17 protein-coding genes are annotated in these 21304 nt (G+C 68.1%); 6 read left to right on the forward strand and 11 right to left on the reverse strand.

Annotated elements, in window-relative coordinates:
* Positions 1-30: 30 nt before the first annotated feature.
* Positions 31-801 carry an NAD kinase gene (locus CA237_RS05480; protein ID WP_066694491.1) on the reverse strand — a complete coding sequence of 257 codons (771 nt, stop codon included), beginning with the start codon at positions 799-801 and terminating at the stop codon, positions 31-33.
* Positions 798-1796 (reverse strand): GTP 3',8-cyclase MoaA, encoded by a 999-nt coding sequence (moaA, locus tag CA237_RS05485; protein ID WP_066694484.1) that lies wholly within the window; start codon positions 1794-1796, stop codon positions 798-800. The genes CA237_RS05480 and moaA overlap by 4 nt, the downstream gene beginning before the upstream one ends.
* A 93-nt stretch (positions 1797-1889) precedes the next feature.
* Here moaA and CA237_RS05490 point away from each other — a divergent pair, with 93 nt between their 5' ends.
* Positions 1890-3860 carry a GGDEF domain-containing phosphodiesterase gene (locus CA237_RS05490; RefSeq protein WP_241215440.1) on the forward strand — a complete coding sequence of 657 codons (1971 nt, stop codon included), beginning with the start codon at positions 1890-1892 and terminating at the stop codon, positions 3858-3860.
* 119 nt (positions 3861-3979) lie between these two features.
* On the opposite strand, the gene CA237_RS05495 is transcribed toward CA237_RS05490, so the two are convergent.
* A complete protein-coding gene (locus CA237_RS05495; RefSeq protein WP_066694482.1) occupies positions 3980-5230 on the reverse strand; it encodes a D-amino acid dehydrogenase in 1251 nt (416 codons plus the stop codon).
* Complete coding sequence (alr, locus tag CA237_RS05500) at positions 5218-6330, reverse strand: alanine racemase (RefSeq protein WP_066694481.1); 1113 nt, start codon at positions 6328-6330, stop codon at positions 5218-5220. Before alr ends, CA237_RS05495 begins: the two co-directional genes overlap by 13 nt.
* A 121-nt stretch (positions 6331-6451) precedes the next feature.
* Between alr and CA237_RS05505 the strand changes: the two genes are divergently transcribed.
* Complete coding sequence (locus CA237_RS05505) at positions 6452-6907, forward strand: Lrp/AsnC family transcriptional regulator (RefSeq protein ID WP_066694480.1); 456 nt, start codon at positions 6452-6454, stop codon at positions 6905-6907.
* 188 nt (positions 6908-7095) lie between these two features.
* Here the strand turns inward: CA237_RS05505 and CA237_RS05510 are convergent, their stop codons facing one another.
* Positions 7096-7620 carry an alpha/beta hydrolase gene (locus CA237_RS05510; protein WP_066694478.1) on the reverse strand — a complete coding sequence of 175 codons (525 nt, stop codon included), beginning with the start codon at positions 7618-7620 and terminating at the stop codon, positions 7096-7098.
* Positions 7621-7804: 184 nt separating this feature from the next.
* On the opposite strand from CA237_RS05510, the gene CA237_RS05515 reads away from it, so the two are divergent.
* Both CA237_RS05515 and CA237_RS05520 read left to right on the forward strand, forming a co-directional pair.
* Positions 7805-8050: a hypothetical protein gene (locus CA237_RS05515; protein ID WP_066694475.1), complete on the forward strand. Its 246-nt coding sequence runs from the start codon at positions 7805-7807 to the stop codon at positions 8048-8050.
* The gene (locus CA237_RS05520; RefSeq protein ID WP_066694472.1) at positions 8047-9066 is read left to right on the forward strand and encodes a hypothetical protein; all 1020 of its coding nucleotides are present in this window, start codon (positions 8047-8049) and stop codon (positions 9064-9066) included. The genes CA237_RS05515 and CA237_RS05520 overlap by 4 nt, the downstream gene beginning before the upstream one ends.
* A gap of 7 nt (positions 9067-9073) precedes the next feature.
* Here the strand turns inward: CA237_RS05520 and CA237_RS05525 are convergent, their stop codons facing one another.
* Positions 9074-9526, reverse strand: coding sequence for an Lrp/AsnC ligand binding domain-containing protein (locus CA237_RS05525; protein ID WP_066694470.1), 453 nt, complete (start codon positions 9524-9526; stop codon positions 9074-9076).
* Positions 9527-9717: 191 nt separating this feature from the next.
* Between CA237_RS05525 and putA the strand changes: the two genes are divergently transcribed.
* On the forward strand, positions 9718-12816 hold the full coding sequence (gene putA / locus CA237_RS05530; protein ID WP_066694465.1) for a bifunctional proline dehydrogenase/L-glutamate gamma-semialdehyde dehydrogenase PutA: 3099 nt from the start codon (positions 9718-9720) through the stop codon (positions 12814-12816).
* On the opposite strand, the gene CA237_RS05535 is transcribed toward putA, so the two are convergent.
* The 3 genes from CA237_RS05535 to CA237_RS05545 all read right to left on the reverse strand — a co-directional run bounded on the left by CA237_RS05535 (position 12806) and on the right by CA237_RS05545 (position 17222).
* On the reverse strand, positions 12806-13963 hold the full coding sequence (locus CA237_RS05535; protein WP_084401854.1) for a glycoside hydrolase family 68 protein: 1158 nt from the start codon (positions 13961-13963) through the stop codon (positions 12806-12808). The two genes, putA and CA237_RS05535, sit on opposite strands and share 11 nt — an antisense overlap.
* Positions 13960-15282, reverse strand: a complete 1323-nt coding sequence (locus CA237_RS05540) for an MFS transporter (protein WP_241215441.1) — start codon at positions 15280-15282, stop codon at positions 13960-13962. The genes CA237_RS05535 and CA237_RS05540 overlap by 4 nt, the downstream gene beginning before the upstream one ends.
* Positions 15283-15425: 143 nt before the next feature.
* Complete coding sequence (locus tag CA237_RS05545) at positions 15426-17222, reverse strand: aminopeptidase P family protein (protein ID WP_126013270.1); 1797 nt, start codon at positions 17220-17222, stop codon at positions 15426-15428.
* A gap of 84 nt (positions 17223-17306) precedes the next feature.
* Here CA237_RS05545 and CA237_RS05550 point away from each other — a divergent pair, with 84 nt between their 5' ends.
* Positions 17307-19364 carry a S9 family peptidase gene (locus tag CA237_RS05550; protein WP_066694460.1) on the forward strand — a complete coding sequence of 686 codons (2058 nt, stop codon included), beginning with the start codon at positions 17307-17309 and terminating at the stop codon, positions 19362-19364.
* A gap of 114 nt (positions 19365-19478) precedes the next feature.
* On the opposite strand, the gene CA237_RS05555 is transcribed toward CA237_RS05550, so the two are convergent.
* Both CA237_RS05555 and purE read right to left on the reverse strand, forming a co-directional pair.
* On the reverse strand, positions 19479-20537 hold the full coding sequence (locus CA237_RS05555) for a 5-(carboxyamino)imidazole ribonucleotide synthase (RefSeq protein ID WP_066694457.1): 1059 nt from the start codon (positions 20535-20537) through the stop codon (positions 19479-19481).
* Positions 20534-21019: a 5-(carboxyamino)imidazole ribonucleotide mutase gene (gene purE, locus CA237_RS05560; protein ID WP_066694455.1), complete on the reverse strand. Its 486-nt coding sequence runs from the start codon at positions 21017-21019 to the stop codon at positions 20534-20536. Before purE ends, CA237_RS05555 begins: the two co-directional genes overlap by 4 nt.
* Positions 21020-21304: the final 285 nt, after the last annotated feature.

The raw sequence follows: 21304 nt of genomic DNA on the forward strand, positions 1-21304 counted from the left end.
TTTGCAACGCCTAATTTCACTTTTTGCGCGTCAGCCGGCGAACTGCTCCATCGTGATGCGGTCGTCGAGCGCATGTTCGGGATCGAACAGCAGCGTCAGGTCGCGCACCCGGTCGACCGCGACATCGACCTGCGCCACGTCGCGCACTTCCCGCTGGTCGGCGACGGCCGATACCGGGCGCTTGTCCGGCTCCAGCACGCGCAGTGTGATTCGTGCCTTGTCGGGCAGAATCGCGCCGCGCCAGCGACGCGGGCGGAACGGGCTGATCGGCGTCAGCGCCAGCATGCCGGACCCCATCGGCAGGATCGGCCCATTCGCGGACAGGTTGTACGCGGTCGACCCGGCGGGGGTGGCCGCCAGGATGCCGTCGCACACCAGTTCGGGCATCACCACCCGGTCGTTGAGCGACACTTCCAGCTTGGCGGTCTGCCGCGTCTCGCGCAGCAGCGAGACTTCGTTGATCGCCGGCAGCACGCGCACCTCGCCGTCCATCGTCGTCGCGGTCATGGTCAGCGGCGACACGCGGAACGGTTTGGCCCGGCCCAGCCGCCGGTCCAGCTCGTCCATGCGCCATTCGTTCATCAGGAACCCGACCGTGCCGAGGTTCATGCCGAACACCGGCACGGTATTGCGGCGCTCCAGCAGCATGTGCAGCACCTGCAGCAGGAACCCGTCGCCACCCAGCGCCACGATCAAATCGGCATCCTCGACCCCCGCCCAATCATAGCGGGCGCGCAGCGTCTCCTCGGCGGCGCGCGCCTGCGGCGTGGGGGAGGCCAGCAAGGCAAGGCGCGTCGTCATCCGCCGGTCACACTCATATGGCGGGCAACGGCCGGCGCCGCCCCGGTTTCGATACGGAAGTCGTGCGCGGCCGGCTTGCGCGGCAGCGCGGCGTCGAGCGCGGCATCGACCGCCGCGATCCCGCCCTCGCGCAACGCATCCTTCAGGTCGACATGGTCGTCATGGCCCAGGCACAGGTACAGCTTGCCCTCGGTCGTCAGCCGCACCCGGTTGCATCCCGCGCAGAAATTGGCGGTGAGCGGCGAGATCAGCCCCAGCCGGTTGCCATGCTCGGCCACCCGCCAATAGCGTGCCGGCCCACCGGTCTGGTGGCTGTCGCGCGTCAGGGTGAAACGGTCCGACAGGGTGTCGAACACGCGGGTCAGCGGCACGAACCGGTCGGTGCGGTCCTCGTCGATCGCGCCCAGCGGCATCGTCTCGATCAGCGACAGGTCGTGCCCCTCGCGCCCGCACCAGTCGAGCATGTCGCCGACATGGTCCTCGTTCAGCCCTTTCAGGACCACCATGTTGATCTTGATCGCCATGCCCGCGTCGCGTGCGGCGGCGATGCCGTCCAGCACCTGCGCGACATCGCCGTGGCGAGTGACATAGCGGAAGATTTCGGGGTCGAGGCTGTCGAGGCTGACATTGATCCGCCGGATGCCGGCATCGGCCAGCGCCGGCGCATGTTCGCGCAACCGCGTGGCGTTGGTCGTCATGGTCAGTTCGGACAGGCCGCCCCCGATCATCCGGCCGAGCCGCTGGCACAGTTCGGTCACACCGCGCCGGACCAGCGGCTCGCCACCCGACAGGCGGATCTTGTCGATCCCGCGCGCCACGAACCGCTCGGCGATCAGTGCGATCTCCTCCAGGCTCAGCACCTTCGAACGGGGCAGGAAGGTCATCGCCTCCGCCATGCAGTATCGGCAGCGCAGGTCGCACCGGTCGGTCACCGATATGCGCAGATAGCGGATGGTGCGGCCATGCGCGTCGATCAGGGAGGGGGCGCAGGACATTGCCGACCAAGCTAAGGTGCCCGAACGGACCATACAAGGTGTCCATTGCCGCCGCCCCAATGTCTCCATATTGTCCGCGCCCATGGGTGGGATTTGACCGCATGGACCGGCCACGATGCGGCGCAGCAGCGCGCGCTGTTCGTGCTGTCGTTTCGACAGCGTGACGAACTCGCCGCGATCCTCTCGCGCGCCGGCTGGCGGGTCGTCGCCGCACGCCGGTCGGACGGGCTACGTCAGCGCGTTGCCGCCAGCGGGACTGCCATCGCCATCGTCGATGCGCGCGGCGCGATCGACGAAGGAATCGCCGTCACCGCCGAACTCGCCCGCATCGCCGGCCATGGCGACGCGCTGCTGGTGCTGGTGTCGCGCGGCGATGTCGACCGGCTGGGCGCGCTGCACGACGCCGGCGCGACGCATCTGCTGGTCAGCCCGATCGGCAGCGAGGTGTTGTTGCAGGCGGTGCGCTCCGCCGAACGCCATGTCGTCCGCATGGGCGGCGGCTGGCATGATCCGACCGCCGGGGCGGGCGCGCCGCTTGGCTGGCGGCACGATGCCGAACGCGGCTCGCTGCAACTGACGCCCGCGCTGGCGGAGGCGACCGGCTTTGCCGAATCGAGCGACCCGCGCGCGCTGCTCCGTGCGCTGGGGCCGGACGGGCGGCGGATCGCGCTGGCGGCGATCCGGCGATTGACCGACAACCTGCCCGCCACCGCCTTCGCCCATGACCTGCCGGGGCTGGGGCGGGTGGTGCAGCATGTCGCGCGGGATGCGCATAGCGGGCGGTTGCACGCGCTGATCGAACCATTGGCGCGCGTCGGCGATATCGGCGCGGTGGTGCGCGAGGCGCTGGGGTCGGTGCGCGACCATGCCGGGGCGCAGCGCTGGCTCGACCGCCGGATCGAGGGGGGTGAGCGCCCCGGCATCCGCGTGCTCGCCATCGCCGGGATCGATCCGATCAACCGGCAACAGGGGCGGGTGGTCGGCGACACGCTGTTGCGTGCCGTCGAACGCCGCATCGAACAGGCGGTGCGCGATGCCGGCGTCGCCCGCGCGGCGCTGGCCCGGCTGGGCGGGACCGAATTCGGCGTGCTGCTGCCGCACGGCAATGACGAAGGGCTGGAGGAGGCGCTGCGGCAGGCGCTGGCGCGTCCGTTCGTCGCGGGCAGCGGCATGGTGACGCTGGGACTGCGCCAGGCATGCGGCGTGGCCGCGCCGGGCGAGAGCGGCGACCAGCTGATCCGCCGGGTCGAGGGCGAGCTGCCCGGTGCGCGGGCCGATGATGCGCAGGGGCCGCTGGCCGCGGACGGCGCCGACGTCCTTGCCGGCGAGGTGCATCGCGCGATCGACCGGGGGGAGATCGCGATCCGCTTCCAGCCGCAGGTCGACCTGCTCGCCGGCCGCATCGTCGGGGTCGAGGCGCTGGCACGCTGGGACCATCCCGAACGCGGCGAACTGGGTGCCGAACTGCTGTTCGCCGCCGCGACCCATGCCCGGCTGGCGGGGGTGTTGTCGGCGCATGTCCAGCATCTTGCGATGCGCATCGCCGCCGGCTGGGACGCGCCGCTCTCGCGCCTGCGCCTGTCGATCAACGTCACGGCGGAGGATGTCGCGCAGCCCGACTTTGCCGAAACCTTGCTCGCCGCCGCCGACGACAGCGGCTTTCCGCGCGACCGGCTGACCGTGGAGATTACCGAGAGCGGGCTGATCGCCGAACTGGGCGAGGCGGCGGGGCTGCTCGCGACGCTGCGCGCGGCCGGCTGCCGCGTCGCGATCGACGATTTCGGCACCGGCTATTCCAGCCTCGCCTATCTCAAGGCGCTGCCGCTCGACTATCTCAAGCTCGACCGGCGGCTGACGCAGGATATCGTCGGCTCGCACCGCGACCGGGTGGTGGTGCGCGGCGTCATCGACATGGCCCGCTCGCTCGACCTGACGGTGATCGCCGAAGGGGTCGAAACGGTCGACCAACGCGACGCGCTGGCGACCGAGGGGTGTCAGCTGTACCAGGGATTCCTGTGCGCCGAACCGCTGACGGTGCCGGCGCTCACGGCGTTGCTGGGGTAGGGGGCGCAAGTATCGTCATCCCCGCGAAGGCGGGGATCCATATACGCAGCGGTTGCGAATCGTTCCCTAACGTCAGCGTCTATGGATTCCCGCCTTCGCGGGAATGACGAGCCTTTGGCTCAATACCGAGCGATCGACAAATCCTCCGTCTCGATCGCCGCGCGCCTGCCGGACATCAGGTCGGCGATCACCGCCGCCGATCCGCATGCCATGGTCCACCCCAGCGTGCCGTGTCCGGTGTTCAGGAACAGGTTGCCGAACTTCGTCGGCCCCACCACCGGCGTACTGTCCGGCGTCATCGGCCTGAGCCCGCTCCAGAAACTCGCTCGCGACGTATCACCCGCGCCGGGGAACAGGCTGCCCAGCGAATATTCCAGCGTCGCCCGCCGCGCTTCGGGCAGGTCGTTGTTGAACCCCGAAATCTCCGCCATGCCACCCACGCGGATGCGGTCGCCCAGCCGGGTGATCGCGACCTTGTAGCTTTCGTCGAGCAGCGTCGACACCGGCGCGCGCCCCTCGTCGACGATCGGCACCGTGATCGAATAACCCTTCACCGGATAGACCGGCAGTTTCAGCCCCAGCGGCCGGACCAGCTTCGGCGAAAAGCTGCCGAGCGCCACCAGATAGGCGTCCCCCGTCACCATGCCCGCATCGGTCTCGACCCCCGCAATCCGGCCGCCCTGCCGGACCAGCCGGCGGATCGTCGTGCCCATGCGGAACTCGACCCCCGCTGCCGCCGCCATCTTGGCCAGCCGGTTGGTGAACTTGAAGCAGTCGCCCGTCTCGTCGCCCGGCAACCGCAAGCCGCCCGCCAGCGGAATATTGCTCCCCGCCAGCCCAGGTTCGGCAGCGATACAGCCCGCGCGGTCGAGCACTTCGTACGCGACGCCATCGGCCTTCAGCACCGCGATATCCTTGTCGATCCCGGCCAGCTGCTTCTCCTCGCGGAACAGCTGCAACGTGCCCTGCGACCGCTCGTCATAGGCAATGCCGGTGGCGCCGCGCAGTTCGATCAGCTTGTCGCGGCTATATTCGGCCAGCCGCACCATGCGCCCCTTGTTCACCGCATAGTCGCGCGCATTGCAGTTGCCGAGCATCGCGACCAGCCAGCGCAGCATCGCCAGGTCCATCTGCGGCCGCAGGATAAGCGGGGCGTGTTGCATGAACAGCCACTTCATCGCCTTGGCCGGAATGCCCGGCGCCGCCCAGGGCGAGGCATAGCCCGGCGAGATCTCGCCCGCATTGGCGAAGCTCGTCTCCAGCGCCGGGCCGGCCTGCCGGTCGATCACCACGACCTCATGCCCCGCTTGGGCCAGATACCATGCCGAGGTGACGCCGATCACCCCCGCGCCCAGGATCACGATCCGCATGTTGCGTCCTCTTGTTGGGTGAGGGCCACGATCCGCCGGGCATGGCGGTGGCGCAGGCTGGTCAGGATTTCATAGGCGATGGTTCCGGCATCCGCCGCGACCGCATCGATGCTCTGGTGCGGGCCGATCAGCTCCGCATTGGGTGTCGCGACCAGCAGGTCTACGGCCACATCGGTCACGTCGATGCAGATGCTGTCCATCGACACCCGCCCGGCGATCGGCGCGCGTACCCCGGCGACATAGGCCGCGCCCCGGTTGCTCAGCATCCGCGGCCAGCCATCGGCATAGCCATAGGACAGGGTCGCGATCCGCCGGTCGTGGCTTGCGACCGAGGTCAGGCCATAGCCCACGCCGGTCCCCGCCGGCACGTCGCGCCACTGCACGATCCGCGCCTCCAACGCGACGACCGGCCGCATCGGATTGGGCCGCCCGTCCTGCGGTGCCCCGCCATAGAGCGCGATTCCCGGCCGGACGAGGTCGCCATGAAACCCGCCGCCCAGGAACGATCCCCCCGAATTGGCCAGCGACCGCTCCGCCGGGGGCAGCATCGCCGCCAGTTCGTCGAACCGCGCCCGCTGCGCCGCGTTCGCGCCCGATCCCGGTTCGTCGCCGCAGGCGAGGTGGCTCATCACCAGCACCAGCTCGATCCCGCCCAGCATCGTCGGGTCGGCGGCGATCGCCGCGACCTCGTCCGGGGCCAGCCCCAGCCGCGACATGCCGCTGTCGACCTGCACCGCCGCCGGCAGCCGCCGCCCGGCGATCCGCCCCGCCGCCGCCCAGCGCTCGATATCCGCCGGGCAGTTGAGCACCGGCACCGCATCGGCGGCGATCAGCGCCGCTTCCTCGCCCGGCGCGATTCCGTTGAGCACGAACAGCCGAGCATCGGCGGGCAGGGTCGGGCGCAGCGCGGTGGCTTCCCCGGTCAGCGCGACGAAGAAATCGCGGCACCCCGCGCGGTACAGCGCATCGGCGACGATCCCTGCGCCCAGGCCATAGCCATCGGCCTTCACCACGCCCGCCGCCCGCGCCGGGGCGACGGTCGCCGCGATCGTCCGGTAATTGGCGACCAGCGCGTTCAGGTCGATCGTCAGCAATGCCATCGTTCCATGCTCTCCGTAAGCCCAGCGTAGCGCAGATAGTATCGCAGGTTTTGCGATTGTGCCGCATCTTCTGCCGTAATAGCGTAGGTACGCAATAATTGGCGGGTTGGACGCAACGAAGATGAACCTCGACGCCATCGACCGCAAATTGCTGAACCTGCTGCGGCTCGACGCCCGCCGCCCCAACAACGCGCTGGCGGCGGAGGTCGGGCTATCACCCTCCGCCTGTCTCCGCCGGGTGCGGTTGCTGGAGGATGCCGGCGTCATCCGCGGCTATACCGTCGTCACCCGCGCCGACCCGGCCGACCATGGCGCGACGGTGATCGTGCAGGTGACGCTGGAGCGCCAGACCGAGGAATATCTTTCCCGCTTCGAAGCGGCGGTGCGCCGCCATGCGGAGATTCAGGAATGCTGGCTGATGACCGGCCAGTCCGATTACTGGCTGCGCGTCGCGGTCGAATCGGCAGCGGCGTACGAGGCGCTGCACACCGACATATTGTCGCGCCTGCCCGGCGTGACGCGGATCAATTCGAGCTTCGCGATGCGCAATGCGTTGATGCCCAGGCGCCGGGGGTGAGGGCGGTTCCCACCATACCCTACCGTTCGGTTCGAGCAGCTTCGAGCTTGTCGAGAAGCGCCCGTCGAGAACCCCCGGTTTGGGGCGCCCCCTTCTCGACTACGGTTCTCGACAGGCTCGAACCTCCGCTCGAAGCAAACGGGGGGAGGGTAGAGAGCGGCCGGGAAAGAGAGAAGTCGGCCGGAACCCTACCCCAACCCCACCAGCCTCTCCGCCGTCCGCACATCATGCGCGACCACCGCACCGCTCAACCGGTCGATCAGCCGCAGCAACCCGCCACCGCGCGCCGCGCTGTCGCCGGGCATCACCTCGCTGCCCCATTCGCGTGCCAGCGTCTCGATCCGCCCGGTGCTGTCGAGCGTCATCGACCGGAACGGCAGCAGGGTCGCGGGCGATGCGAAGCGGCTGTCGCCATCCGCGACCATCGGATCGACCAGGATCGCGCCCGCCACCCGCTGCACATAATGCGACGGCGACAGCCGCGCCCACCACGCCGCCGCGCGGCACCCGGCACCATGCGCCAGCAGGATCACCTGCCGGTCCGCCTCGCTGACGAACCGGTCGATCCGCGCGCCCAGCATGTTGCGCTCATTCTCCCGCCCCAGCGGCAGCAACGTCGCGCGCAGCCGCTCGATCACGTCGTTCAGCGCGGGCGGGGGCGTGCCATCGGACAGGGCAAGCACCGAATATCGGGTGTCGGCAACGGCAACCATCGTGTCGTCTCCCCTCCTGCGGGTGATGTACGGCAGGCTATCATGCCTGCATCCCCGCGCAATGGCGCAAACGCGCCGTGACGGTGAAGCGATCCCGAAATGCCACGGATCGCGCCGCTACAGACGTATACTCCATGTTAAAGCGCATGCCGTTATCGCAGGCCGGGTGAGAGGTCCGGAAGGCATGACAGATACAATCGATATTCCTTCGGCAGCCGATCCCCGTTGGGACGCGGTGCTGTCGGGCGCGGTCCGCCCGGCGTATAAATGCCTCGCGCTGCGCATCCTGATGATCCGCCTGACCCATGCCTATGCCCGCGACGATGCCGACCGGCCGGCGCTGGTCGAGGAACTGCGCCGCTTCTTCCGCGACAATCTGCGCTTCGCCCGCGAAGACTATGCCACGATCTTTCAGGGGAAGCCCCAATGACCGCGTCGAACCCGTTCCATGCCGACCGGTCGCTGTACAGCGTCGACGAGGTCGCCGCGATGCTGGCCGCCGGCGAGACCCTGATTTTGGCGGGGGAGGAGCGCCTGCTCGCCGCGCTGCCCCGGGGCGAATGGGTCGGCGGCACCAGCCCCTATTTCATGACCGCCGAAGCCGGCGGGGCGCATGCGCCCGACCGCATCTTCGTCCAGCGGATGCCCGCCTTCGCCTCGGTCGCATGGGTCGGGATGCTCGATCGCGCCGCCCTGCCGGACATGGCGGCGCTCGGTCCCGACAATGGCTATACCATCCTGCTGATCCCGGGGCAGAGCGAGGTCCATCGCGACTTCGCGCTCCACGGCATCGAATGGCCCGACATGTTCCGCCGCCCGGTGGTGGGCTGGGTCACCGGCGTCGCGGGGCAAGCCGCCGCGACCGACCGTCCGAAAGTGTTCGACGGGCGCAGCGGTCGTTCGGCCGACGATCGGGCGGTGGTGCTGCATGTCGCGCTGCCCGACCATGCCTTTGCCCGTGCCGATATCGTCAACCTGTTCGCGCCCGACATGGACGGGCCGGTGCTGACCTTCGACACCGATACCGGCTTTACCGTCGAACACGTGTCGGTCGATGGCGTGCCGACCCGGCTGGTCGATCATATCGCCGCGAACGGCATCGACACCCGGCTGCCGCTGGTCGCCGATTACAACGGCACGATGGTCAATGTCGCGACCGCGGGGATCGACGAGGCGACCGGGCGTGTCACCTTCTTCGCCCCGGTCTATGGCCATGTCGCCTATCGCTTCGCCCGCCCGGTCGAGGATTATCCGCGGCAATTCGCCGAACAACTGGGCAGCCCGGGTGGCGAGGTCGTGTTCAGCTGCAACTGCATCCTGAACTATATGTACGCGGGACTTGAGGGTGAGCGGCCGGGCGACATGACCGGTCCCGTCACCTTCGGCGAAATCGCCTATGTCCTGCTCACCCAGTCGATGGTCTATCTGGTAGTCGAACAGGATTGAGCGCGGCTTAGAGCGGCAGCGCGGTCGTCGCCTTCACTTCCTCCAGCACGGCATAGGTCCGCGTCTCGCGTACCCCGGGCACGGTCGTCAGCGTCCGGCCCAGGAACGCCCGATACGCATCCATATCGGCCATGCGAACCTTTAAAAGATAGTCGAAACCGCCCGCAACCATATGACATTCCAACACTTCCGGCAGGTCGCGGACATGGTTGGCAAAGGCGGTGAAGACGTCGTCGGTGGTGCGGTCCAATAGTACCTCGATGAATACCAGCAGCGACCGGTCGAGCTTTCCCGGATCGAGCAGCGCGGCGTACCCCCGGATAACGCCACTCTCGCGCAACCGCCGCACCCGTTCGAAACAGGCGGCGGGCGACAGGCCGCACTGCGTCGCCAGCGCCTGATTGGTGATCCGCCCATCGCCCTGCAACACCCGCAGCAACTTCCGGTCCGTCTGGTCCATCGCAACCACCTCTCCCACACTCTACGTCACCCCGGGCTTGACCCGGGGTCCCGCTTCTTCTTCTACCACGTCCGAAGATCAGGCGATACTAACGCCCTTATCCAGGAAAACTATCGTCTGATCGCCCCAACATACGAAGCACCTTTGTCTTCAACCGCGATATACCGACGAACCGACATACGGAGAGACGAATGCCCGCGATCGATTGGGATGCCCTGGACGCCGACAAGTTCATCGACGAGAGCGTCCTGCTCCCGCAGTTGCTTGCCCAGGTGCCGCTGACCCAATCCGACCGCGCGGAGATCGTCGCCAAGGCCGCGAAGCTGGTCGAACGCACCCGCGCCGCCGCCGCCAAGCCCGGCGTGGTCGAGGGCTTTCTCCAGCAATTCTCGCTGGGCACGCAGGAGGGGCTGGCGCTGATGTGTCTGGCCGAGGCGCTGCTGCGCACCCCCGACGCCGCGACCCGCGACCGGCTGATCGCCGAAAAGGTCGGCACCGCCGACTGGGCAGCGCATCTGGGCCAGTCGTCCAGCCTGTTCGTCAACGCCTCGACCATCGGCCTGACGCTGACCGGCAAGCTGGTCGGCGACGAAGGGCCGGCCGGCATCGGCGAGACGATCCGCCGCCTTGCCGGGCGGCTGGGCGAACCGGTCATCCGCCGTGCGCTGGCCGCCGCGGTCGGTATCATGGGCGACCAGTTCGTGCTCGGTTCGACCATCGAGGCCGCGCTGAAGCGTGCCGCGAAGGAAGGCTATCTCTGCTCGTTCGACATGCTGGGGGAGGGTGCGCGCACCCCCGCCGATGCCGAACGCTATGAACATATCTACGCCGCCGCGATCGAGGCGGTCGGCCGCGCCCGCGCGCCCGGCAGCACGCCGGAGGAAGGGCATGGCGTCTCGGTCAAGCTTTCGGCGCTGTGCCCGCGCTATGAAGCGGTGCGGACCGACGACGTGTTCGCCGACCTCTATCCGCGCATGAAGCGCCTCGCGCTGATCGGCGCGCGCCACAATCTCAACCTCGCCATCGACGCGGAGGAAGCCGACCGCCTCGCCCTGTCGCTCAAGCTGGTCGACCGGCTGGCGCGCGAGAGCGAGCTGGGCGACTGGACCGGTCTCGGCGTCGTGGTGCAGGCCTATGGCAAGCGTGCGCGCGGGGTGATCGACGGGCTGGAACGGCTGTCGCGCGACACCGGGCGGCGGATCATGGTCCGGCTGGTCAAGGGCGCCTATTGGGACAGCGAGGTCAAGCGCGCGCAGATCGCTGGCCATCCTGGCTATCCGGTGTTCACGTCGAAGGCCGCGACCGATCTGTCCTATCTGGTGTGCGCGCATAAGTTGATCGCGGCGGCGCCGGCGCTCTACCCGCAGTTCGCGACCCATAACGCGCACAGCCTGATGGCGGTGCGCCACATGGCCGACCGCGCCGGCGTGCGGATCGAGCACCAGCGGCTGCACGGCATGGGCGAGGGGCTGTACCGACAGGCGGCGGCAACTATCGGCGATAACGCCTTGATCCTGCGTGCTTATGCGCCGGTCGGCGGGCATGAGGAACTGCTGCCCTATCTCGTCCGTCGCCTGCTCGAAAACGGCGCCAACAGCAGCTTCGTCAATGCCCTGCTGGACGAGGAAGTGCCGGCGACGACGCTGGTCGCCGATCCGGTCGCGGCGGTTGCGGCGACCCCGCGTCAACATCCGCGCCTCCCGTCCCCATCCGGCATCTATCCCGGCCGCGGCAACCCCCTTGGCCGCGACTATTCCATCGCCTCGGTCCGCGCCCGGGCAATGTCGGTTCGCGACACCTTCGCCACCATCCACGCCGGCCCGATCGTCGGTGGCCAGACCCTTGCCGGCACCGGCGCCGTGCCCATGGCCAGCCCGGTCGACCATGGCCGGACCATCGGCTCCGTCACCGCCGCCACCCCCGCCGAAATCGACCGCGCCGCCGCGCTCGCCCGTGCCGCCCAGCCCCGCTGGAACGCCATGGGCGGAGTTTCCCGGGGGAAAATCCTCCGCGCCATGGCCGACGCCCTCGATGCGCAGATGGACCGCTTCATCGCGATTCTCTCCGCCGAAGCCGGCAAGACGTTGAACGACGCGGTAGCCGAAGTGCGCGAGGCGATCGATTTCTGCCGCTATTATGCCCTGTTGGCCGAAACCCGCTTCGCCGGTCCGACCGTGCTGCCGGGGCCGGTCGGCGAAGTGAACCAGATCGAACTCCACGGCCGCGGCGTGTTCGTCTGCATCAGCCCATGGAATTTCCCGCTCGCGATCTTCACCGGACAGGTCGCCGCCGCGCTCGCCGCCGGCAACGCCGTCCTCGCCAAGCCCGCCGAACAGACGCCGCTGGTCGCCGCCGAAGCCGTCCGCCTGTTCCATTCGGCCGGGCTCGATCCCGATCTGCTGGCGCTGCTGCCGGGCGACGGGGCGGAGGTCGGCGCGGCGCTGGTCGCGCATCCGGCCATTGCCGGCGTCGCCTTCACCGGCGGCACCGACACCGCCTGGGCGATCAACCGCAGCCTCGCCAACCGCAACGGTCCGATCCTGCCGTTCATCGCCGAAACCGGCGGCTTGAACGGCCTGTTCGTCGATACCAGTGCGCTGCGCGAACAGGTGGTCGACGACGTGCTCCTCTCCGCCTTCGGCTCGGCGGGGCAGCGTTGCTCGGCGCTCCGCCTGCTGTACCTGCCCCAGGATACCGCCGACGCGACGATCGAGACGCTGGTTGGTGCGGCCGGCTGCATGGTGATCGGCGATCCGTCCGATCCGGCGACCGATATCGGCCCGGTGATCGACGCGGAGGCACGCGATGCCCTCAATGCCCATGTCGAACGCCTCGAGCGCGAGGCGAAGATCCTGTTCCGCGCCGACGCCCGCGGCCACGACTCGCGCGGCACGTACTTCGCGCCGGTCATCGCCGAAGTGCCCAGCCCCGACTTCCTCGAACGCGAGGTGTTCGGCCCGGTGCTGCACGTCTATCGCTACGACCCCGCCGACCTCGCATCGGTCGCGGGAAGGCTGGCGGCACGCGGCTATGGCCTGACGCTCGGCATCCACAGCCGCATCGACCGTTTTGCCGAGGAAGTCGCCGCGCTGGTTCCGGCGGGCAATGTCTATGTCAACCGCTCGATCATCGGCGCGGTCGTCGGCGTCCAGCCCTTCGGCGGCGAAGGGCTGTCGGGCACCGGTCCGAAGGCCGGCGGACCCGATGCGCTGCTGCGCTACGCCGCCGAACGCTCCACCTCGATCAACATCATGGCGAAGGGCGGCGACCCGGCGCTGCTTAACCTGTAGGGGCGCCAGAACCGGCGATCGTCACCCGGTCGCCGGTGAAATCGAGCTGGAAGAACGGGGCGGCGGTCCCACCGAACCGGGCGCGGCGCAGCGCCACGTCGGCGGCGGCATCCGCTCCGTTCAGCCCGGCATAGTCGACGAACGCGGCGACCTGTCCCTCGCCGGTGACCCACCAGCAATAGGCCTGCGTCGGCTCGGCCGCCGGGTTGCCGGCGACGAGGCCGCTGCCGTTCACCGGCCGCCATGGCCCGTCCATGCTGTCGCCGACCATCGCGTACAACCCGGTGGGGGCGGGCAGGCCGCGGGCAAAGCGCTTCGCCTGGGTCGACCAGAACAGGTAATAGAGCCCGTCGCGCAGGATGATGTGCGGGCGTTCCAGCTCGCTGTTCACGCCGATCGCGTCGACCAGCGGCGTCGCCAGCTGCCATGGCGCATCGGCCCGCTCGCGGCTGGCGATGCCGATCACCCCGTCCAGCTGGGCATCGGTCCATGCCGCCGATCCGACGAACAGCAGATGGTCACGACCGGTCGCCGGATCGTGGAAGAAGCCGGGATCGCGAAACCCCTTGATGCCGGTTGCCGGCGCCTCGACCTCGTCCGCGATGCGGTAGCATGCGCCGTCTGCCACGACGCTCTCCACCGGCGTCGACCAGTGCTCCGTCCGCGCGTCGTCGCCCTCGACGGTAAAACGACCGACCGTCTCGAACAGCCTTTGTTCGAAGCTGTGCGGCCCGTCCCGCCGGCCGGCGGCGGTGAAATACATCGTCAGCGTCGCACCATCGTCGGCCAGCACCGCCGACCCCGACCATTCGCGGCTACCGGGGGTAAAGCCGTCCGGGAACGCCGCACCATGCAGCCGCCAGCCATCCGCGCCATGGCTGGTCAGGTAGATGCGCGCCGCATCATGCCGTGCCTCCGGATCGTCGAAGCGCGGCGTGCCAAGGAAGAACCAGTAGCTCCGCCCGTCGACGAACACCGTCGACCCGTCTGCGCGGGCGATCTGCCACATGTCCCAGAAGTCGTATGCGGGATCGATCGGCACGATGTCGGCGGGGCTCAGAATCGGCAGCCGGTCCGGGCCGTCCGGCGCGATCCGCGCTACCTGCTCGGCCGACCAGCGCGTCGGTGCGGTAGGGGCTGCGCTCAACGGATCGCTCCGACCGGCAGGCCATCGGCGTTGCGCTCACGCACGCTCCACACCGCCGCCGCTGCGCAGAACATCAGCACGCCGCACAGCGTCAGCACGTTGCGCGGGTCGCCGCCCAGCAGGGGTTGGTAGAACAGCCACATCGTTGCCGAAAAGATCAGCATCGGGATGACGATCATCATGTTGAAAATGCCCATATAGACGCCGGTCCGCTCCGGCGGGATCGATCCGGCAAGGATGATGTACGGATTGCCCATGATGCTGGCCCAGCCGAGGCCGATGCCGACCGCCGGCAGGAACAGCAGCGCCTTGGACGTGACATGCGGCAGGCAGACCATGCCGATGCCGGCGGCGATCAGGCTGAGTGCGTGGAGCGGCGCGGCTCCGATCCGCCGTGCGATCGGGACCATGGCAAAGGCGGCCAGGAACGCGACGCCGTTATAGAAGGCCGCCATCTCGCCATTGGTCAGCACCGCCGAATGGAACCCGGACGAGGTCGGATCGGCGGTGCCGTAGACCGAGCGGCCGATCGTGTAGATGACGTAATTCCAATAGGCCATCATCGCGTACCATTGGAACAGGCTCATCAGCGCGAGCTTGCGCATGGCCAGCGGCATGTCGCGGATCGCGCTGCCGATTTCGGCCAGCGTCGCCCCGAACGACTTGGGCTTGGCGGCGATCGCGGTCTTTTCCGCCGGGGTCAGCGGCAGTTCGGGCACGCGCAGGATCGACCACAGGATCGTCGAGATCGACAGCACCGCCCCGACCATGAACGCGACCCGCGCCGTGTAAGGAATATTGTGGGTATCGACCCAGTCTTGGTTCATCCCCGCCCACACCAGCAGCGAGGGCGTGAGGAAGGCCAGCATCTGCGCCAGGCCGGCAAAGGCGCTCTGCGTGAGGAAGCCGATCTGGTGCTGATCCTCGTTCAGCCGGTCGCTGACATAGGCGCGATACGGCTCCATCGTGATGTTGTTGCCGGCATCGAGGATCCATAGCAGCGACACCGCCATCAGGATCGAACTCGACAAGGGCATGAAGAACAGGCCGAAGCAGCACAGCACCGCGCCCATCACGAAATAGGGCGTCCGCCGGCCCCAGCGGCTATCGGTACGGTCGCTCAGCGCACCGATCAGCGGCTGTACCAGCAGTCCGGTCAGCGGCCCGGCCAACTGCAGCAGGGGCAGCTGCGACTCATCCGCGCCCAGATAGCTGTAGATCGGCGCCATGTTGCCCTGTTGCAGCCCGAAGCTGAACTGCAGGCCGAGGAACCCGAGGTTCATCTCAAGGATGCGGGGTAGGGACAGGTGCGGTTTCATCGGGGGCGCCATGGTCGATCCTGCTCCTTGCACATCGGTCTGACGCCGACGCGACGCTAGTCGCGCGTCACGGAGTAAATTGCAACAATCGATTGCATTGCATCATGCTCTGGTTGGCGCATGGGCACGCAACCCGCTCGACCTCAGCTAAGCGGAGCGCATTTTGCCGATAGCCATGCCGCGGTTTCGTTATCGAGCAGCGGCGTCAGCAACGCCTCGACCCGCGCGTGATAGGCGTCGACCCAGGCCCGTTCGGCATGGGTCAGCAGGGCCGGGACGATCAGAGACCGTTCGATCGGTACGAAGGTCAGCGTTTCGAACGCCAGCATGGGCAGGTCGCCGCCGGGAATGTCGCACTCGACCACCAGCAGCAGGTTCTCGATCCGAATGCCGTATTTACCCGCCTTGTAATAGCCGGGTTCGTTGGACAGCATCATGCCGGCGCGCAGCGGCTCCAATGGTCCGCCACCCGGATAATTGGGGGCGCCGATCCGCTGCGGACCTTCATGTACCGACAGGAAGGCGCCGATGCCGTGGCCGGTGCCATGGGCATAATCCAGCCCGGCCTCCCACAACGGCCGCCGTGCGAAGCCGTCGATATGCCCGCCGAGGGTGCCGTCCGGGAAGATGGCGGTGTCGATCGCGATATGGCCCTTCAGCACGCGGGTGAAGCGGTCGCGCATTTCGTCGGACACCTCGCCGACCGGCATGACGCGGGTGATGTCGGTCGTGCCGTCGGCATATTGGCCACCGGAGTCGATCAGGTAGAGCTGGCCGGGCAGGATCGGCGCGTTGCTCTCGACCGTCGCCTTGTAATGCGGGCTGGCGGCGTGGGCGCCGGTCGCGCTGATCGTGTCGAACGACAGGTCGCGAAGCAGCCCGGTTTCGCCGCGGATCGCTTCGAGGCGGTCGGATGCCGACAGTTCGCTCAGCGTGCCGGAGGGGGCGGTTTCCTCGAACCATTTCAGGAAGCGGACCATCGCCGCGCCGTCGCGTGCCTGGGCGCTGCGATGGCCGGCGATCTCGACCGGGTTCTTGATTGCCTTGGCCAGCACGGTCGGGTCGCGCTCGGCGACCACCGTCGCGCCGCCGCGGCGTAGCGCTTCGTGGATCGCGGCGACGGCGCGGTCGGGATCGGCGGCGACGCGCTTGCCAGCGAAACGCCCTAGCGTTGCAGCGAAGTCGGTCATCGGGCGGACGGTGACGGCGTTGCCCAAGTGGCGGGCGACGTCTTCGCCGACCTTGCCGGGTGCAGCGAACAGTTCGGCGGTGCCATCGGCATGGACGATCGCATAGCTAAGCGCGACCGGGGTACGCGCAACATCGCTGCCGCGCACGTTGAAGGTCCATGCGATCGAGTCGAGTGCGGTCAGCACGACGGCATCGGCGCGGCGCTCGGCCAGCCATTCGCCGACCGCGGCGCGCTTGTCGGCGGAGGTGCGGCCGGTCAGGCTATCGTCCTGCGCCGTCATCGGCGCGGGCGAGGGGGCGGGACGGTCGGTCCACAGCGCGTCGATCGGGTTCGCGTCGACCGGCATCAGCGCCGCGCCGACATCGGCCAGCGCGCGTTCGGTGGCCGCAACCCAGTCGACCGTCGCCAGCCATGGATCGAAGCCAATCCGGTCGCCTTCGCGCGCGTTGGTCCGCAGCCAATCGGCCATCGACGTCGCGGGAACCTGCACGAACTGCCAGTCGGCGGCGTCGACCTGCTCGCGGACCTGCAAGGTATAGCGGCCATCGGTGAACATCGCGGCGGTGTCGGCGAGCACGACGGCGCTGCCGGCCGACCCCTTGAACCCCGTCAGCCACGCGAGGCGCTGCGCATAGTCGCCGACATATTCGCTCATATACTCGTCGGTCAGCGGTACGACGAAGCCGGTCAGGTCGAGCGTGGCGAGATGGGCGCGCAGAGCCGCGAGGCGTTCGGTGTGGATGGTCATGTGCCGCTCGTATCAGTCGAAACGGCTGCGCAAAAGCCACAAGCTCGCTCGACTTCCGCACGCGTCCGTCCCACATGGGCGGCTATGACGAAGCCCATTCCGCCGATCGCCGAACAGCGCCCCCACAGCTACGAACGCCACGGGATTACCGTGTCCGATCCGTGGGCGTGGCTGCGCGACCCCAATTACCCGAAGGTCGAGGACGAGGCGGTCCTCGACTATCTCAAGGCCGAGAACGCGTACTTTGAGGCGGTGATGGCGCCGCACCAGCCGTTGATCGACACGCTGTTCACCGAGATGCGCGGCCGGATCAAGGAAGACGACGCCACCGTGCCGCAGCGTGATGGCGACTGGTGGTATTGGTCCGATTTCGAGACCGGTGGGGAATATCGTCGTTGGTGGCGGCGGCCGGTGGCGGGTGGGGAGGATGAACTGATCCTCGACGAACCGGCGCTGGCCAAGGGCAAGGAATATTTCCGGCTGGGCGCGCTGTCGGTCAGCCCGGACGGGCGGCTGCTGGCCTATGCGATCGACGATGACGGCGGCGAGCGGTTCGAGGCGCGGGTCAAGGACCTGACGACCGGCGAACTGCTGGATGATGTGATCCCGGGCACGCTGTCCGAACTGGTGTGGACGGCGGATTCGGGCGGGTTCCTCTACGGCCTCGCCAACGAGCAGTGGCGGACGGACAATGCCCGGTTGCACCGGATCGGGACGCCGGTCGAGCAGGATGTCGAGCTGTACCACGAGGCCGACGAAGGCTGGCGGGTGTCGGTCGGGGAAACCCAGTCGCGGCGGTTCCTGGTCATCTCGGCGGGGGATCACGTCACCAGCGAGGTGCGGCTGGTTCCAGCGGACGATCCGACCGCCGAGCCGCTGCTGGTCAAGGCGCGCGAGGAAGGCGTCGAATATGATGTGGAGGAGCATGACGGCACCCTCTTCATCCACACCAACGATACCCATCCGAACTTCCGGCTGGCGACCGCTCCGCTGGAAGCCCCGAGCGACTGGCAGGAGGCGATCGCGGCCGACCCGCATTTCTACATGACCGGGGTCACGACCTTCGCAAAGCTGTTCGTGGTGGAGGGACGGCTCGATGGGCTCGATCAGATCCGGCTGCATGATTATGCCGGCGGGCCGGCGCGGCCGATCGAGTTTCCGGAAGCGAGCTATGTCGTCGGGCTGGGCGACAATCCGGAATATGACGTCGACACGCTGCGGCTCGGCTATGAATCGATGGTCACGCCGGGCACCGTCTATGACTATGACGTGGCGAGTGGCGAACTGACCGTCCGCAAGGTGCAGACGATTCCGTCGGGTTACGACCCGGACAAATACGCGACCGAGCGGCTGGAGATCACCGCGCGCGACGGCACCGCGATCCCGTGTTCGGTCGTGTATCCCAAGGACTTCCCGCGCGACGGGACGGGCAAGCTCTATCTCTACAGCTACGGCGCCTATGGCTATGCGATCCCGCCGGGTTTCTCGACCAGCCGCATGTCGTTCCTCGACCGGGGCATGGCGTTCGCCATTGCCCATATCCGGGGCGGCGATGACCTCGGCCAGCAATGGTATCTGGACGGGAAGCTGGAGAAGCGGACCAATACCTTCAACGACTTCGTCGATGTGGCGAAGGGGCTGATCGAGCTGGGCTTTACCGACCAGGGCAAGATTGCGATCGCCGGTGGGTCGGCCGGTGGCGAGCTGATGGGTGCGGTGATGAACTCCGACCCCGAGCTATGGGGTGCGGTGGTGGCCAGCGTGCCGTTCGTGGACGTGCTGAACACCATGCTCGACGACAGCCTGCCGCTGACGCCGGGCGAATGGCCCGAATGGGGCAATCCGATCGAGGACAAGGCGGCGTTCGAGCTGATCGCGTCCTACAGCCCTTACGACAACGTGACGGCGCAGCCCTATCCGCCGGTATTCATTTCGGGCGGGCTGAACGATCCGCGCGTGACCTATTGGGAGCCGGCGAAGTGGGCGGCGCGGCTGCGGGCGACCAAGACGGACGACAATGTGCTGCTGCTCAAGACCAATATGGGCGCGGGCCATGGCGGCAAGTCGGGGCGGTGGGAGAGCCTGAAGGAAGCTGCCGAGGAGATGGCGTTCGTGCTGTGGCAGTTGGGGGTGGAGGGGTAAGACCCTCGCCCTTCCATTCACGGGCGTCACCCCAGCGAAGGCTGGGGTCTCTGGCGGCTCTTGTCCGTGACATAACCGGGAGACCCCAGCCTGCGCTGGGGTGACGCTTGGGGTTTAGCGTGTCACCCGCGTCACATGGCCCATCTTGCGGCCGGGGCGGGCTTCGTGCTTGCCGTAGAGGTGGAGGTGCGCGCCGGGTTCGGCGAGCAGGGCGGGCCAGGCCGCCACGTCGTCGCCGATCAGGTTGGTCATCTTGACCCGCTTGGCGGTCATCGCGACGCTGCCGAGCGGGAGGCCGAGGACGGCGCGGACGTGGTTTTCGAACTGCGAGGTCTCGCTGCCCTCGATCGTCCAGTGGCCTGAGTTATGGACGCGAGGGGCCATTTCGTTGAACACCGCGCCGTCGCGGCCGCAGAAGAATTCGAGGGTCAGGACGCCGACATGGTCGAGCGCCTCGGCGACCTTCGCCGCCAGTGCCTCCGCCTCGGCGCACCAAGGGGCGATCGCGGGGGCGGGGACGGTGGAGGTGTCGAGGATGCCGGCCTTGTGGACGTTCTTGGGCGTCGGGTAGGTGACGACCGCGCCGTCGAGGCCGCGGGCAAGGACGACCGAGAACTCGTCCTCGAAACCGACGAACGCTTCGAGGATCGCCGGTCCGCCGCCGATCGATTCCCATGCGGCGTCGGCGTCGGTGGGTGCCATCAGGCGGGCCTGGCCCTTGCCGTCATAGCCGAAGCGGGTGGTCTTGAGCACCGCCGGGCAACCGACCTGCGCGATCGCGGCGTCGAGCGCGGCGCGGTCGGCGACTTCGGCCCAGCGGGCCGGGCGGCCGCCCAGTTGCTCGACGAAGCTCTTTTCGCGGACACGGTCCTGCGCAACGGCCAGCGAGCGGGCCGAGGGGCGGACCTTGTCGCCCAGTGCCTCGATCGGGGCGGCGGCGATATTCTCGAACTCGTAGGTGACCACGTCGACCTGGGCGGCGAAGGCCTTCAGCGCGTCGACATCGTCATAGGCGCCGCGGCTGTGCGCGAAGGCGATGTCGTTGGCCGGACCGCTGTCGGGGGCATAGACATGGATGCGATAGCCGAGCTGCGCGGCGGCGACGCCGATCATCCGGCCAAGCTGGCCCGAGCCGATGATGCCGATGGTCGAGCCGGGGGGCAGCGCAGTCATTGCGGGTCGATCGCGACGCTGTCGGTCTGCGCCTTGCGCCACGCGTCGAGCCGTTCGGCCAGAGCCTCGTCGTGGGTCGCGAGGATCGAGGCGGCGAGGAGGCCGGCGTTGATGGCGCCCGCCTTGCCGATGGCCAGCGTGCCGACCGGCACGCCGCCGGGCATCTGCACGATCGAGAGCAGGCTATCCATGCCCTTCAGCGCCTTGGATTCGACCGGTACGCCGAGCACGGGCAGGCGGGTCATCGAGGCGACCATGCCGGGCAGGTGGGCAGCGCCGCCGGCACCGGCGATCACGACCTTCAGCCCACGGTCGACCGCGCTGGTGGCATAATCGACCAGCCGCTGCGGCGTGCGGTGGGCGGAGACGACCTTCGTTTCATGGGGGACGCCCAATTTGGTCAGCACGTCGGCGGCATGCGCCATCGTGTCCCAGTCCGAAGTGCTGCCCATGATGATGCCGACCAGGGTCACGTCGTTCATTGTCTGCCCGAAACGCTTTGGGGAAGCGCGCTGCTTAGGGAAGGGGGGTGAACAGGGCAAGCGGAAGGATGCCGTACGGGCATATTCAAAGTCCAAAGTTCACTAAGTTCACACTAGTGGCGTGTTCGGGCGCGGGCGCCGGCGTGGCCAAAGTTCACTAAGTTCACGCTAGTGACGGTTTCGTGGCGTCGCGCGTTTGCGGGCAAAGTTCACTAAGTTCACACTCGTGCGATGTTTGCGCGGTGGGTCGGGCGGCGGTGTCAAAGAGCGGTGGCCGGGGTGAGG

The organism is Sphingomonas sp. ABOLH, assembly GCF_003951715.1.
GTDB lineage: Bacteria > Pseudomonadota > Alphaproteobacteria > Sphingomonadales > Sphingomonadaceae > Sphingomonas > Sphingomonas hankookensis_A.

Coding starts and splice junctions, on each gene's coding strand:
- CA237_RS05480 (WP_066694491.1), bottom strand. CDS start 801: ATGACGACGCGCCTTGCCTTGCTGGCCTCCCCCACGCCGCAGGCGCGC.
- moaA (WP_066694484.1), bottom strand. CDS start 1,796: ATGTCCTGCGCCCCCTCCCTGATCGACGCGCATGGCCGCACCATCCGC.
- CA237_RS05495 (WP_066694482.1), bottom strand. CDS start 5,230: ATGCGGATCGTGATCCTGGGCGCGGGGGTGATCGGCGTCACCTCGGCA.
- alr (WP_066694481.1), bottom strand. CDS start 6,330: ATGGCATTGCTGACGATCGACCTGAACGCGCTGGTCGCCAATTACCGG.
- CA237_RS05505 (WP_066694480.1), top strand. CDS start 6,452: ATGAACCTCGACGCCATCGACCGCAAATTGCTGAACCTGCTGCGGCTC.
- CA237_RS05510 (WP_066694478.1), bottom strand. CDS start 7,620: ATGGTTGCCGTTGCCGACACCCGATATTCGGTGCTTGCCCTGTCCGAT.
- CA237_RS05515 (WP_066694475.1), top strand. CDS start 7,805: ATGACAGATACAATCGATATTCCTTCGGCAGCCGATCCCCGTTGGGAC.
- CA237_RS05520 (WP_066694472.1), top strand. CDS start 8,047: ATGACCGCGTCGAACCCGTTCCATGCCGACCGGTCGCTGTACAGCGTC.
- CA237_RS05525 (WP_066694470.1), bottom strand. CDS start 9,526: ATGGACCAGACGGACCGGAAGTTGCTGCGGGTGTTGCAGGGCGATGGG.
- putA (WP_066694465.1), top strand. CDS start 9,718: ATGCCCGCGATCGATTGGGATGCCCTGGACGCCGACAAGTTCATCGAC.
- CA237_RS05540 (WP_241215441.1), bottom strand. CDS start 15,282: ATGAAACCGCACCTGTCCCTACCCCGCATCCTTGAGATGAACCTCGGG.
- CA237_RS05545 (WP_126013270.1), bottom strand. CDS start 17,222: ATGACCATCCACACCGAACGCCTCGCGGCTCTGCGCGCCCATCTCGCC.
- CA237_RS05550 (WP_066694460.1), top strand. CDS start 17,307: ATGACGAAGCCCATTCCGCCGATCGCCGAACAGCGCCCCCACAGCTAC.
- CA237_RS05555 (WP_066694457.1), bottom strand. CDS start 20,537: ATGACTGCGCTGCCCCCCGGCTCGACCATCGGCATCATCGGCTCGGGC.
- purE (WP_066694455.1), bottom strand. CDS start 21,019: ATGAACGACGTGACCCTGGTCGGCATCATCATGGGCAGCACTTCGGAC.